This window comes from Chiayiivirga flava (genome assembly GCF_014202825.1).
In the GTDB taxonomy this organism is placed as follows: Bacteria; Pseudomonadota; Gammaproteobacteria; order Xanthomonadales; family Xanthomonadaceae; genus Chiayiivirga; species Chiayiivirga flava.
This window is the reverse complement of the sequence record NZ_JACHHP010000004.1, coordinates 291,752-304,218: the sequence shown is the minus strand read 5'-3', so window position 1 is coordinate 304,218 and position 12,467 is coordinate 291,752. Positions and strand designations below refer to the sequence as shown.

14 protein-coding genes are annotated in these 12,467 nt (G+C 71.2%); 8 read left to right on the top strand and 6 right to left on the bottom strand.

The annotated features are described in order from the left end of the window. Window positions 1-162 precede the first annotated feature (162 nt). The gene (locus HNQ52_RS12165) at window positions 163-960 is read right to left on the bottom strand and encodes a sulfite exporter TauE/SafE family protein (RefSeq protein ID WP_343059351.1); all 798 of its coding nucleotides are present in this window, start codon (window positions 958-960) and stop codon (window positions 163-165) included. 51 nt (window positions 961-1,011) lie between these two features. Between HNQ52_RS12165 and HNQ52_RS12160 the strand changes: the two genes are divergently transcribed. From HNQ52_RS12160 to HNQ52_RS12150, 3 genes are read left to right on the top strand one after another with little or no spacing between them, the layout of a single operon-like run. Next, complete coding sequence (locus HNQ52_RS12160; protein WP_183961444.1) at window positions 1,012-2,994, top strand: lytic transglycosylase domain-containing protein; 1,983 nt, start codon at window positions 1,012-1,014, stop codon at window positions 2,992-2,994. After that, window positions 2,991-3,929, top strand: a complete 939-nt coding sequence (locus tag HNQ52_RS12155) for a complex I NDUFA9 subunit family protein (RefSeq protein ID WP_183961443.1) — start codon at window positions 2,991-2,993, stop codon at window positions 3,927-3,929. The genes HNQ52_RS12160 and HNQ52_RS12155 overlap by 4 nt, the downstream gene beginning before the upstream one ends. Continuing rightward, a complete protein-coding gene (locus tag HNQ52_RS12150; RefSeq protein ID WP_183961442.1) occupies window positions 3,926-5,191 on the top strand; it encodes a multifunctional CCA addition/repair protein in 1,266 nt (421 codons plus the stop codon). Before HNQ52_RS12155 ends, HNQ52_RS12150 begins: the two co-directional genes overlap by 4 nt. Before the next feature lies 1 nt (window position 5,192). Here HNQ52_RS12150 and HNQ52_RS12145 read toward each other — a convergent pair whose 3' ends face one another. Continuing rightward, entirely contained in the window at window positions 5,193-5,573 is a 381-nt protein-coding gene (locus tag HNQ52_RS12145; RefSeq protein ID WP_183961441.1) for a VanZ family protein, read from the bottom strand. After that, window positions 5,573-6,757, bottom strand: coding sequence for a class I SAM-dependent methyltransferase (locus HNQ52_RS12140; RefSeq protein ID WP_343059349.1), 1,185 nt, complete (start codon window positions 6,755-6,757; stop codon window positions 5,573-5,575). Before HNQ52_RS12140 ends, HNQ52_RS12145 begins: the two co-directional genes overlap by 1 nt. A 40-nt stretch (window positions 6,758-6,797) precedes the next feature. Here HNQ52_RS12140 and HNQ52_RS12135 point away from each other — a divergent pair, with 40 nt between their 5' ends. Then, window positions 6,798-7,538 carry a pteridine reductase gene (locus tag HNQ52_RS12135; protein WP_183961439.1) on the top strand — a complete coding sequence of 247 codons (741 nt, stop codon included), beginning with the start codon at window positions 6,798-6,800 and terminating at the stop codon, window positions 7,536-7,538. 68 nt (window positions 7,539-7,606) lie between these two features. Here the strand turns inward: HNQ52_RS12135 and folK are convergent, their stop codons facing one another. The 3 genes from folK to tsaD form a co-directional block, all read right to left on the bottom strand. Further along, window positions 7,607-8,089, bottom strand: a complete 483-nt coding sequence (folK, locus tag HNQ52_RS12130) for a 2-amino-4-hydroxy-6-hydroxymethyldihydropteridine diphosphokinase (protein ID WP_183961438.1) — start codon at window positions 8,087-8,089, stop codon at window positions 7,607-7,609. A gap of 3 nt (window positions 8,090-8,092) precedes the next feature. Beyond that, a complete protein-coding gene (folB, locus tag HNQ52_RS12125; RefSeq protein WP_183961437.1) occupies window positions 8,093-8,443 on the bottom strand; it encodes a dihydroneopterin aldolase in 351 nt (116 codons plus the stop codon). Window positions 8,444-8,658: 215 nt separating this feature from the next. Continuing rightward, window positions 8,659-9,711, bottom strand: a complete 1,053-nt coding sequence (tsaD, locus tag HNQ52_RS12120) for a tRNA (adenosine(37)-N6)-threonylcarbamoyltransferase complex transferase subunit TsaD (protein WP_183961436.1) — start codon at window positions 9,709-9,711, stop codon at window positions 8,659-8,661. A gap of 251 nt (window positions 9,712-9,962) precedes the next feature. Between tsaD and rpsU the strand changes: the two genes are divergently transcribed. The 4 genes from rpsU (at window position 9,963) to HNQ52_RS12100 (ending at window position 12,450) form a co-directional block, all read left to right on the top strand. Further along, complete coding sequence (rpsU, locus tag HNQ52_RS12115; protein WP_183961435.1) at window positions 9,963-10,178, top strand: 30S ribosomal protein S21; 216 nt, start codon at window positions 9,963-9,965, stop codon at window positions 10,176-10,178. A 133-nt stretch (window positions 10,179-10,311) separates the two neighbouring features. Beyond that, window positions 10,312-10,758, top strand: coding sequence for a GatB/YqeY domain-containing protein (locus HNQ52_RS12110; RefSeq protein ID WP_183961434.1), 447 nt, complete (start codon window positions 10,312-10,314; stop codon window positions 10,756-10,758). Window positions 10,759-10,900: 142 nt separating this feature from the next. Next, window positions 10,901-11,455, top strand: a complete 555-nt coding sequence (locus HNQ52_RS12105) for an isochorismatase family protein (RefSeq protein ID WP_183961433.1) — start codon at window positions 10,901-10,903, stop codon at window positions 11,453-11,455. Further along, a complete protein-coding gene (locus HNQ52_RS12100; protein ID WP_183961432.1) occupies window positions 11,452-12,450 on the top strand; it encodes a GlxA family transcriptional regulator in 999 nt (332 codons plus the stop codon). The genes HNQ52_RS12105 and HNQ52_RS12100 overlap by 4 nt, the downstream gene beginning before the upstream one ends. Window positions 12,451-12,467 lie beyond the last annotated feature (17 nt).

Below are 12,467 nucleotides of genomic sequence, written 5' to 3'. Positions count from 1 at the left end.
ACGGCCTGTTGTAAATAAAATGTAAATTCTGTGCAAGCGGAATGTGACGAGCGGCGTGCCGCGTGCGTATCGAACCGGCGCCGAACGTCCGTGAAAACGTTTACTTCGTGCCGTGACGTACGCAAAGACGCGCCCGACGGCGCAGCGCCCCGGTGCGGCCGGTCACTTGAGCAGCAGCGAGAGCGCGACCGCGAGCAGAAAGGCCGCGAACACCCGCTTCAGCGTCTGCGGGCGGATGTGGTGCGCCAGGCGCGTGCCGTACGGCGCGGCGAGGATCGACGTGAGCGCGATGCCGACCGCCGCCGGCACGTACACGTAACCGACACTGCCTGCCGGCAGCACCCCGGGCGCCGGCCCCAGGCCCATGTAGCCGATGGCGCTGGCGACGGCGATCGCCACGCCGCACGCGCTGGAGGTGCCCACCGCGCGCACCGGCGCCACGCCCAGCCACACCAGCAGCGGCACGGTCATGCTGCCGCCGCCGATGCCGACCACGGCGGAGACCGCGCCGATGCCGACCCCGGCTGCGGTGAGTCCGGGCGACGCAGGGGCATCGGTCCGATCACCGCCCGCGCGCGGCTGGCCGAACAGCAGCTGCAGCGCCGCCAGCACGCAGAATCCGCAGACGAACCAGCGCAGCGCCTCGCCCGACAGCGCGGTGGCGACCGCCGCCCCGAGCAGACCGCCGAGCAGCATGCCCGGGACCAGCCACGCCACGCTGCGCCACAGCACACTGCCGCGCGCGTGGTGCGCGCGCGCCGACGACAGCCCGGTCAGCACGATGCTCGCGAGCGAGGTCGCGAGCGCGACATGCATCGCATCGCCCGCCGGCACGCCCTGCGTCGGCAGCAGCCACACCAGCGCCACCACCAGGATCAGTCCGCCGCCGATGCCGAGCAGGCCGGCCATGATGCCCGCGGCCACGCCCAGCACCAGGTAGATGCCCCACGCGATCAGCACGGCAGCGCCGCGCGGTTCGGCCGGCGCGGTCGAGCCGCTACACTGCGCCGCATGATAAGGATCGTCATCTGCCTGCTGTCCCTGTGGTTGTGCACCGACGCGTGCGCCGCCGACCTGTCGTCGCAGCGCGCCGCGTTCAAGCGTGCGCTGGAGACCGCCGAACGCGGTCCGTTGTCGGAGTACCGCGCCGCGGCGTTGCCGTTCGCGAAGCATCCGCTCGCGCCATACCTCGAATACGCCACGCTGCGTCGCCAGCTTTCCACCACCGGCGCGGAACCGGTGCGGACCTTCCTCGCGCGCAACGCGGGGCTGCCCATCGCAACCACGCTGCGCGACGCCTGGCTCGGCACGCTCGTCCAGCGGCGCGACTGGGCCACGTTCCGGCAATTCTACGTCGAGCGCGAGGACGCCACGCTGCGCTGTGCATCGCTGCAGTCGCGGCTGGTGGCCGGCGGCGATGCCACGCTGATGGACGAGGCGCAGGCGATGTGGCTGAGCGCCGACTCGGTGCCGGCGCTGTGCGACCCGGTGTTTGCCGCGCTGAAGCTCGCCGGGCGCATCACGCCTGCGCTGGTGTGGCAGCGCATCGATCTTGCCGCCGAAGCCGGCAACGTCGCGCTGATCCGCTTCCTCGCAAAAAGCCTGCCGGCGGCCGAGGCGACGCGCGCGTTGTCCTATGCCAACTATCTGGCCGCGCCCACGCAGGCGCCGAGCGCGACGTGGCCGGCGGATGCGCGCAGCCGCCGCATCGCCGTTTTGGGCATGACGCGGTTGGCGAAGAACAATCCCGGCGTTGCGGAGGGCCTGCTCGCGGCGCTGACGCCGCGGCTGAAACTCGCCGAACGCGAACGCGGCGAGGTGCTGTACCAGGTGGCGCTGTGGACGGCGGCGTCGTACCTGCCCGAGAGCGCCCGCCGCTTCGCCGCGGTGCCGGCCGCAAGCTACGACGAACGCCTGCACGAGTGGCGCGCACGCGAGGCGCTCGCGCGCAACGACCGCCCCGCAGCGCGAAAGGCCATCGCCGCGATGGGCGAGGCGCAGCGCGCCGACCCGCGCTGGCGCTACCTCGATGCACGCCTGCGCGAGCTCGACGGCGACACCACCGCGCGCGCCGACTACGCCGCCATCGCGCGCGAGCCGAACTACTTCGGTTTCCTCGCCGCCGACCGCATCGATGCACCGTACGCGCTGTGCCCGCTCGACCCGCCGAACGACGCCGCGCTGCACAAGCGCGTCGACGCCCTGCCGGCGCTGGTGCGTGCGCGCGAACTGCACGCCATCGGCCGAGAAGCGTGGGCCCGGCGCGAATGGGACGTGCTGATGCCGACGCTGTCGGTGGACGAACGCCGCGTCGCCGTGGCGCTGGCCGACGATGCCGGCTGGTTCGATCGCGCGGTGTTCACGCTCAACAGCGGCGACGATCTGCGCCTGTACGCGCTGCGCTTCCCGCTGCCGCACGAAAAGCACGTGCGCGCGGAATCGAAAACCAATGGCCTGGATCCGGCGTGGGTGGCGGCGCTGATCCGTGCCGAAAGCGCCTGGATCGCCGATGCGCGTTCGCACGCCAACGCGCTGGGCCTGATGCAGCTGCTGCCGGGCACGGCGAAGATGGAAGCGAAGAAACTCGGCCTGGGCTGGAGCGGCGACCAGCTGCTGTACCAGCCACTGACCAACATCACGCTCGGCACCACGCATCTTGCCTCGATGCTGCGCAAGCACGGCGGCCGGCCGTACCTCGCCACCGCCGCGTACAACGCCGGCGCCGGCGCGGTGGCGCGCTGGCTGTCGCAGCGCACGCCGACGGACGTCGATCTGTGGATCGAGACCATCCCGTACCGCGAAACGCGCGAATACGTCGCGCGCATCCTCGCCTTCAGCGTCATCTACGACTGGCGCTTCGACGGCGACGCGGTGCCGGTGTCGCGCCGCATGGTCGGCGACCCGGGCGCGCAGCGCGTGACGCGGCGCAAGTTCGTCTGTCCGGCCGCCGCGCCGGCCGTCGCATCGCTTCCCGCCGCCGCGAGCACGCCATGAATCCGCAGCACATCGTCATCCTCGGCGGCACCGGTTTCGTCGGCCAGCACCTGGTGCCGCGCCTTGCGCGCGACGGCCACCGCATCACCGTGCTCAGCCGCAACCGCACCAGCCTGCGCCAGCTCTACGTGCTGCCGAACGTACGCATAGAAACCGCCAACGTGTTCTCGCAAGGTGCGCTGGTGGAGCGATTCGCCGGCGCGGATGCCGTCGTCAACTTGGTCGGCATCCTCAACGAACGCGGCTTTTCCGGCAGCGGGTTCCGGCGTGCGCACGTCGAACTCACGCAGACCGTCATCGATGCCTGCCGCGTCGCCGGTGTGCCGCGCCTGCTGCAGATGAGCGCGCTCAACGCCGGCCGCGGCCGCAGCCACTACCTGCGCACGCGTGGCGAGGCCGAGGCGGCAGTGAAGGCGTCCGCGCTCGACTGGACGATCTTCCAGCCCTCGGTGATCTTCGGCCGCGGCGACGGCCTGTTCCGGCGCTTCGCGTTCCTGCTCGGGCTGACGCCGGTGCTGCCGCTGGCGCGTGCCGGCACCAAGTTCGCGCCGGTCTACGTGGGCGACGTGGCCGAGGCCTTCGCGCGCGCGCTGCGCGATCCCGGCACCGTGCGCCAGACCTACGAACTGTACGGCCCTGCCGTGCTCACGCTCGCGGACATCGTGCGCTACACCGCGCGCCACCGCGGCCTGCGCCGGCTCGTGATTCCGCTGCCGGATGCGCTCGGGCGGCTGCAGGCCACCGTCATGGATTTCGTGCCGGGCAAGCCGTTTTCGACCGACAACTATCTCTCGCTCGCGCTCGATTCGGTCGGCGGGATCGACGGCCTGTTCCGCCTCGGCATCGAGAAGACGCCGATCGATGCCGTGGTGCCGGATCTGCTGACGCAAAGCCCGCGCCAGGCGCAGCTGGACCGCAACCGCGCGCTGCGATGACGGGGGTCGCCGTTCCCGGCCGGGTCTATCTCGTCGGCGGCGCGGTGCGCGATGCGCTGCTGCAGCGCAGCGGCGGCGATCGCGATTTCGTCGTGGTCGGCGCCACGCCCGACGCGATGACTGCCGCGGGGTTCCGCCCCGTCGGCAAGGATTTTCCGGTGTTCCTGCACCCGCGGACGCACGAGGAATACGCGCTCGCGCGCACCGAACGCAAATCCGGCCACGGCTACCGCGGCTTCACCGTGTTCGCATCGCCCGACGTGACGCTGGAGGAGGATCTCGCACGCCGCGACTTCACCATCAATGCCATCGCGCAGGCCGACGACGGCACGCTCGTCGATCCGTTCGGCGGCGTCGCGGACATCGAAACGCGCCTACTGCGCCACGTGTCGCCCGCGTTCGCCGAGGACCCGGTGCGCATCCTGCGCGCGGCGCGCTTCATGGCACGGTTTGCGCCGCTCGGGTTTTCCGTCGCGCCGGACACCGGCGCACTGATGCGCGGCATGGTCGACAGCGGCGAAGCCGATCACCTCGTGCCCGAGCGCGTCTGGCAGGAACTGCGGCGCGCGCTGGAGGAGCCCCGTCCGTCGGCCTTCCTGCAGACGCTGCGCGACTGCGGCGCACTGGCACGCGTGCTGCCCGAGGTGGCCGCGCTCGACGGCGTGCCGCAGCGCGCCGAATACCATCCGGAAGTCGACACCGGCGTGCACACCGGCATGGTCTGCGACATGGCCGCGCAGCTCGCGCCCGGCGACAGCGTGATCGGCTTCGCCGCGCTCACGCACGATCTGGGCAAGGCGTTGACACCGGCCGATGTGCTGCCCAAGCACATCGGCCACGAACACGGCGGCCTCGCGCCGCTGCGCGCGCTGTGCGAACGCCTGCGCGTTCCCGCCGAGCACGCACAGCTGGCGCAGATCGCCTGCCGCGAACACCTCAACGTGCACCGTCTCGACGAGCTGCGCGCGGACACCGTGCACGACCTCATCGCTCGCTGCGACGGCTTCCGCAAACCCGAACGCATCGCGCAGCTTGGCATCGTCTGCGAAGCCGACAAACGCGGGCGGCTCGGCCTGCAGGACGCTCCGTATCCGCAGCGCGAACGCCTGGCCACGCTGCACCGCGCGGCGCGCTCGGTGAGCGTGCGCGATCTCGACGTGACGGGCCTGAGCGGCGAACAGATCGGCGAACGCCTGCGGCGCGCGCGCATCGCCGCGATCGCGACGGCCCGAGCGACGCTGCGCGACCCGCCGGCCGACTGAGCTAGCCTCCGCGGCGCAGCAGCAGCGTCGCCCACCGCGTGCGCAGCGGCGCCACGCCCAGCAGCACGCCGAGCATGTTCGCCACCGCGTCGAGCCAGTCCATGCGGCGCACCGCCGGCACCAGCGTGCCCTGCGCAAGTTCCAGCCCCACGCCCAGCGCCACGAGCCCGACGGCCATCCACGCCAGCGCCGCGCGCGATCCGAACAGCTGCAGGCCCGCGAACGCGAGTGCCGCGTATGCGAGCAGGTGTTCGATCTTGTCCGCATGGTCCGGCAACGGCACCTGCAAATCCGGAGGCGGCACCAGCGACAACACGATCACCATCGCCAGCATCGCGATCCACAGCCCCAGCCACAGCCGCGGCCGGCGCAGCGGCCGCATCACAGGCGCCAGCTCATGTCGCCGCCGAGGAATGCATGGCCGAACTGCACGTCGCGCACGAACCCCATCGCCTGGAAGCGTTCGCCCATCTCGCCCGGCAGGGTCAGACGCTTGACCTGCTGCGCCAGCGCATAACGCACCGCTTCGTCCGGCGCCTGTTCGTGCAGCGCCTCGAACCGCTGCATCAGACCGTTGCCGAGCAGGAAGCTCGCTTGCGAGCAGTACCCGGCCATATCGAAGCCGGCGTTGGTGCCGGCCTCGGCCAGGGCAGTGAAATCGACCGACGCGGTGATGTCCTGCAGCCCCGGATGCAGCAGCGGGTCGGCATGCATGCGCTGGCGGTAGAACGCGCGCAGCGTGCCGTCCGTGCGCGCGCTGTCGTAGTACTCGCGGCGCGCATAGCCGTAGTCGACGAACAACATCGCGCCCTGGCGCATCAGCCCGCCGACGGCCTGGATCCAGTACGGCAGCTGCGGCAGCAGCTCGGAGCGATAGCCTTCGGGCAGCGGAGCACCGAGATACTCCTCCACGTGGCGCACCGCCGCGCGCAGCAGCGCGTCGGCCGGTCGGTCGACCCGCACGAGCGCGCCGCCGGCATCGACGACGACGTGTTCTTCCCAGATTTCGCCGTCGCGGCGAGCGAAGCGTGGTGTCGGCAGCGCGTCGAGCACCTCGTTGGCGAACAGCACGCCGCTCCACGCGCGCTCGGGCGGGCCATCGAGCCAGTCGATGCGCTCGAACAGCCGGATCGGCAGGCGCTCGCGCAGCAGCGCCTGCTGGCGTTCGCGCAGGTCGGCGCTCGGCTCCAGGATGCCGTACCGCACCGGCAACGCGCCGCGTTCGGCCAGCTGCCACAACACATCGGCCGCGAACGCGCCGCTGCCGCCGCCCAGCTCGAAGAATCCGCCGCCGTCGATCTGCCGCAGCACCGGCGCCACCGCCTCGGCCACGCACTGCGCGAACAGCGGACCGAGTTCGGGCGCGGTGACGAAGTCGCCGCCGGCCCCGAACTTGTGCGAGCCGGCCGAGTAGTAGCCGAGCCCGGGCGCGTACAGCGCCAGTTCCATGAAGCGCGAAAACGGGATCGAGCCGCCGTTCGCGGCGATGTCGGCCGCGATGGCCGCACGCAGCCGCGCGCTGTGCGCGAGCGCGTCGGTATCGGGAGGCGGCAGGTCGATGCGCACGCGATGGCGTCCGTCGGAGGGGAACGGGTATGTTAGCGGCATGACCTCGCAACGACCTGTCGCCCTCGTCACCGGCGCCGCGCGGCGCATCGGCGCCGCCATCGCCGACGGCCTGCACAGCGCCGGCTACGATCTGGCGCTGCACTACCGCGAAAGCGCCGATGCCGCGGCACTGCTGCAGAACCGGCTCGAAGGCCGGCGCCGCAACAGCACCGTGCTGCTGCGCGCAGAACTGGCCGACACCGCGCGCCTGCCCGACCTCGTGGCGCGCTGCGTGACGCGGTTCGGTCGCCTCGATGCGCTGGTGAACAATGCCTCGGGCTTTTTCCCCTCGCCGATCGGCAGCACCAGCGAGGCGATGTGGGATGCGCTGTTCGCCTCGAACGCGAAGGCCCCGTTCTTCCTCGCGCAGGCGGCCGCGCCGCACCTGCGCGAAACGCGCGGCGGCATCGTCAATCTCGTCGACATCTACGCCGAGCGTCCTCTCGAAGGCCACACCGTCTACTGCATGGCCAAGGCCTCGCTGCAGATGCTCACGTACTCGCTTGCGCGCGAACTCGGGCCGGAGGTGCGCGTCAACGGTATCGCGCCGGGCGCCATCCTGTGGCCGGACAGCGGCAAGGCCTACACCGACCAGGAGGCGCTGATCGCCGGCACCGCGCTCAAGCGCGTCGGCGCCCCGCACAACATTGCCGACGCGGTGCTGTTCCTGCTGCGCGAGGCGAGCTACACCACCGGCCAGGTGCTGCGCATCGACGGCGGCCGCAGCTTGGGGCTGTGATCTGCGGCAGCGGCGGCTCGCGCCGCGCGCGGACTCCACGTGCGGCACCAGCGTCGTCCGGTCCGCGGTCAGAGCACGATCGCGGTCGCCTGCAGCTCGTCCGCGCCGTCGCCCGGTGGCAGCGTCGCGAGCGTCCGGCCGGACAGCGGGTCGACGAATCCCGGGGCGATATCCACCAGCGGCTGCAGCACGAACGCATGCCGCAGCTCCGGCCGCGGCAGCTGCAGATTGCCCGGACCGCGCAGGACCAAGCCGTCGTAGAACACGATATCGATGTCCAGCGTGCGCGACGAAAAGCGCGGCACGTCGCGGCGGCGCCCGTGCGCATCCTCCAGCGCGTGCAGCCACGCGTCGAGCGCGACCGCGTCCAGATCGCTCGCGAAGCGTGCGCCCGCGTTGAGGAAATCGTCGCCATCGAATCCGACCGCGCGCGTGCGGTACACCGCCGAAAACACCACATCCGGAAAGCGCGCGCGCAGGGCCGTCGCCGCCAGCCGCAGGTGGCGTTCGGGCTCGACATTGCTGCCGAGGCTGAGCAGCGCCACGCCCACGCCTCAGCGGCTGCGTTCGATCGACACGCCCACGCTGCGCGCGCCGCGCACCGCGCCGGGCTTGCTCAGCTTGAGCCGCACGCGCGACACGCCGAACTCGTCGATGACGATGGCCGCCACGCGCTCGGCCAGCGTTTCGACCAGGCCGAACTCCGACGCGGTGACGTACTCGACGATGCGATGGCTCACCGCCTTGTAGTCGAGCGTATCGGCGATGGCATCGGTTGCGGCCGGGATGCGGTTGTCGAACGCCATTTCCAGATCGAACACCAGCGGCTGGCGGATCCGGCGTTCCCAGTCGTAGATGCCGATGACGGTGTCGATCTGCAGGCCTTCGATGAAGACGTGGTCCATGCGCGCGCCGGGTGGAGAGTGGATTGGATCGGGAATCGGGAATCGGGAATCGGGAATCGGGAATCGGGAATCGGGAATCGGGAATCGGGAATCGGGAGAGAGCTTAGCGCGGGTGGCAATGTTTGCGTGGCCGGGCGTTCGCTCGGCCGCGTGGAGAGAAGCGATAAAACAGAGTGCGCGTGTTGCGGGCGGCTCGGGAAGGATCCGTTGGCCGTTCACTCATTTTTCGCCCCTGCCCGCTCTCGACCCGCTTCGCGCACTGGCACGAGCCCGGCCATGTCCCAGCGCGGCATCACGCGCACGGCGGTGTCCTCGTGCTGCCCCGCCTGCAGGCGGATCGCGCCGGCCAGCGCGATCATCGCGCCGTTGTCGGTGCAGAAGATCGGGCGCGGGAAACACACGCGCACACCGCTTCTGCGCGACAGCGCGGCCAGCTGTTCGCGCAGACGCAGATTGGCGCCCACGCCGCCGGCGATCACCAGGGTGCGGCGGCCGGTCTGCTGCAGGGCGCGTTCGCATTTGATCACGAGCGTGTCGATCACCGCCTCCTCGAACGCGCGTGCGACATCAGCGCGGGTCTGGTCGCCCTGATCGGACTGCTGCCACGCGAGCAACACCTGCGTCTTGAGGCCGGAAAAACTGAAATCCAGCCCCGGACGGTCGGTCATCGGGCGGGAGAAGCGGAATGCGCCGTCGCGTCCGGACGCGGCGAGCTTCGCCAGGTGCGGGCCGCCGGGGTACGGCAGACCCATCATCTTCGCGGTCTTGTCGAAGGCCTCGCCGGCGGCGTCGTCGAGGGTTTCGCCCAGCAGCGCGTAGTCGCCGATGGCACGCACGTCGACCAGCTGCGAGTGGCCTCCGGACACCAGCAGGGCCACGAACGGCGGCTGCGGCGGATCGGCCTCCAGCAGCGGCGCCAGCAGGTGTCCTTCCATGTGGTGCACCCCGATGGCGGGCTTGCCGAGCGCCCAGGCCAGCGCGCGCCCGGTGGCGGCACCGACGAGCAGGGCGCCGACGAGCCCCGGTCCGGCGGTGTAGGCCACGCCGTCCAGATCGTCCACCGACAACCCGGCCTCGGCCAGCACCTGCCGCGCCAGCGGCAGCAACTTGCGCACGTGATCGCGACTGGCCAGCTCCGGCACCACGCCGCCGTACTGGGCATGCAGCGCGACTTGGCTGTAGAGCGCGTGCGCCCGCAGTCCTGTCTCGGTGTCGTAGAGGGCGACTCCGGTCTCGTCGCAGCTGGTTTCGATGCCTAGGATGCGCATTGGGGGTCGACGGCAGATGCGGGCTGACTAGGATAGGTGATGGCGCGGCGGCGGGACGCAAGCGGGCTGTCAGCGGGAAGCGGGTGAAGAGGCGCGAGAGGTGAGTGAGAAGCCGCCCCGGCGGCGCCCTTCACGCATTTGCCGCTCCTCTTCACCCCCTTGCCCCCCGCCCTTGCACCACTCCGGCGCCGCCCGTACAATACGCGGCTCGCCCGTCATGACGGGTTGAACTCTGTCATCCGAGAGCGTCCATGCCCAACGTCAAAGTCCGCGAAAACGAACCGTTCGAATTTGCCCTGCGCCGCTTCAAGCGCACCTGCGAGAAGGCCGGCGTGCTGGCCGAGACCCGCAAGCGCGAGTTCTACGAGAAGCCCACGCAGGAGCGCAAGCGCAAGGCGGCGGCCGCGGTGAAGCGTCACCTGCGTCGCGTCGGGCGCGACATCACCAAGAAGCAGCGCATGTACTGAGCGCGTTGCGCTCCCCGAAAGCCGGCCGCGCGCCCGCGCCGCCGGCTTTTTGCGTTTTTGTCGCCGCGGTTTCCGGGCCGCCCGTCGCGCACGGCGTCCAGCACGCATCTCCATTCCGTCCGAGGATCCACCCATGACGCTCAAGCAGCAGCTCACCGACGACATGAAGGCCGCGATGAAGGGCGGCGACAAGGATCGCCTCGGCGTGATCCGGCTGGTGCTCGCGGCGATCAAGCAGCGCGAGGTGGACGAACGCATCGAGCTCGATGACGCCGCCGTGCTGGCCGTGCTGGAAAAGATGGTCAAGCAGCGTCGCGACTCGGTGAGCCAGTACGAGGCTGCCGCACGCGAAGACCTCGCCGCCGTCGAGCGCTACGAGATCGGCGTCATCGACGCCTACCTGCCGGCCAAGCTCGACGAGTCCGCAATCCTGGCCCATATCGATGCCGCCATCGCCAGCACCGGTGCCACCGGTCCGGCCGACATGGGCAAGCTGATGGGCGTGCTGAAGCCGGCACTCGCCGGCCAGGCCGACATGGGTCAGGTCTCGGCGCTGATCAGGAAGCGGCTGGCGGGCTGACGCCCGCGCGGCGGTGCCGGCAGGCGCCGCGCCGGGCGCCTGCAGCGGATGGCGGAATGTGTCCGGTATTGGTCGGCTGCCGGCCTCCCGTCGCGATGCGCCGCCACGTATCGTGCTCCGCACCCAGCCACCGGAGCGCCGCATGCACGCAGCCCAGACCGCCCTGATCGTCATCGACGCGCAGGAATCCTTCCGCCACCGCGACTACTGGTCGGGCGACGACACGGTGGCGTATTTCGACCGCCAGCAGGCGCTGATCGACGGCGCCCGGGCCGGCGGCATCCCCGTGGTGCAGATCTTCCACGTCGAACCCGACGGCGCCTTCTCATTGGCGTCGGGCCACGTGCGGACGCTGGCGCCGCTCGCCTTTACACCGGACGCGGTGTTCCACAAGACGCGCCACAGCGCGCTCGCCGGCAGCGGGCTCGGCATCTGGCTGACCGAACGCGGCATCCGGCGCCTGCTGGTCTCGGGCATCCGCACCGAGCAGTGCTGCGAAACGACAGCGCGGCATGCATCCGACAGCGGCTACGCGGTGGACTTCGTGTCGGAAGCGACGCTGACCTTCGCGATGACCGCGCGCGACGGCCGGCGCTGGAGCGCGGCGGAGATCCGCGCGCGTACCGAACTGGTGCTCGACGGACGCTTCGCGCGCATCGTGGACGTGGGCGAGGCGCTGGCGCTGCCGCGCGCATGACGGCGCACGCGCCGCGCGCGATCCCGGTGACGGTGGTGCTGCCGCCGCGCACCCTGCTGCTCGACGTGGCCGGTCCGATCGAGGTGCTGCGCGTGGCGAACCGCCTGCAGCACGCGGTGCGATTCGACATCGCATGGGTGGGTCCGGCCGCCCGCGTCACCAGTTCGATCGGCCTGGTGCTCGACGGGATCGCGCCGCTGCCCGCCGCCTTGCCGGACGGCGCCCTCGTGGTCGTCTCCGGCGCGGTGGACGACGTGGCGTTTGCGTCGTCCACCGCGGACGCCGCGCGCGACGCGGCCGACGAGGCGCGAATCGTGGCGTGGCTGCACAACAGCGTGCGCGCCGGCCACACGCTCGCCTCGATCTGCTCGGGGGCGCTGCTGGCCGCGCGCGCCGGCCTGCTCGACGGGATCGCGTGCACCACCCACCACGCCTGCATCGACGCACTGGCGGCGCTGGCGCCGGCCGCCAAGGTGCTCGACAACCGCCTGTACGTCGGAGAAAACGAGCGCTGGAGCAGCGCGGGCGTCACCTCCGGCGTCGATCTCATGCTGCACCTCGTCGCACGGCAGGCCGGGCCCGCGTGCGCGGCGGCGGTCGCGCGCCACCTCGTGGTGTACGCGCGCCGCGGCGGCAGCGATCCGCAGCACTCGCACTGGCTCGACGGCCGCAACCACCTGCACCCGGCGGTGCACCGCGTGCAGGATGCCATCGCGCAGGCGCCGGCGCGACCGTGGACGCTGACGGCGCTGGCGCATGTGGCCGGCGCCAGTCCGCGGCACCTGTCGCGCCTGTTCAACGAGCACGCCGGCATGGGGCTGCCGGACTACATCAACCGCCTGCGCGTGGCGCTGGCGCGCGAACTCATCGCGCAGACGCGGCTGGACATGGATCGCGTGGCCGAGCGCTGCGGGTTCGGCTCCGCGCGCCAGCTGCGGCGCGCCTGGAAGCGGCTGCACGACGAGGCCCCGCACGCGGCACGCACGCGCAACTGAGCGCGCCGCACAGCCGC

Coding starts and splice junctions, on each gene's coding strand:
- folB (WP_183961437.1), bottom strand. CDS start 8,443: ATGGACCACGTCTTCATCGAAGGCCTGCAGATCGACACCGTCATCGGC.
- tsaD (WP_183961436.1), bottom strand. CDS start 9,711: ATGCGCATCCTAGGCATCGAAACCAGCTGCGACGAGACCGGAGTCGCC.
- HNQ52_RS12100 (WP_183961432.1), top strand. CDS start 11,452: ATGACGGCGCACGCGCCGCGCGCGATCCCGGTGACGGTGGTGCTGCCG.
- HNQ52_RS12135 (WP_183961439.1), top strand. CDS start 6,798: ATGACCTCGCAACGACCTGTCGCCCTCGTCACCGGCGCCGCGCGGCGC.
- HNQ52_RS12150 (WP_183961442.1), top strand. CDS start 3,926: ATGACGGGGGTCGCCGTTCCCGGCCGGGTCTATCTCGTCGGCGGCGCG.
- HNQ52_RS12105 (WP_183961433.1), top strand. CDS start 10,901: ATGCACGCAGCCCAGACCGCCCTGATCGTCATCGACGCGCAGGAATCC.
- HNQ52_RS12160 (WP_183961444.1), top strand. CDS start 1,012: ATGATAAGGATCGTCATCTGCCTGCTGTCCCTGTGGTTGTGCACCGAC.
- HNQ52_RS12145 (WP_183961441.1), bottom strand. CDS start 5,573: ATGCGGCCGCTGCGCCGGCCGCGGCTGTGGCTGGGGCTGTGGATCGCG.
- rpsU (WP_183961435.1), top strand. CDS start 9,963: ATGCCCAACGTCAAAGTCCGCGAAAACGAACCGTTCGAATTTGCCCTG.
- HNQ52_RS12155 (WP_183961443.1), top strand. CDS start 2,991: ATGAATCCGCAGCACATCGTCATCCTCGGCGGCACCGGTTTCGTCGGC.
- HNQ52_RS12110 (WP_183961434.1), top strand. CDS start 10,312: ATGACGCTCAAGCAGCAGCTCACCGACGACATGAAGGCCGCGATGAAG.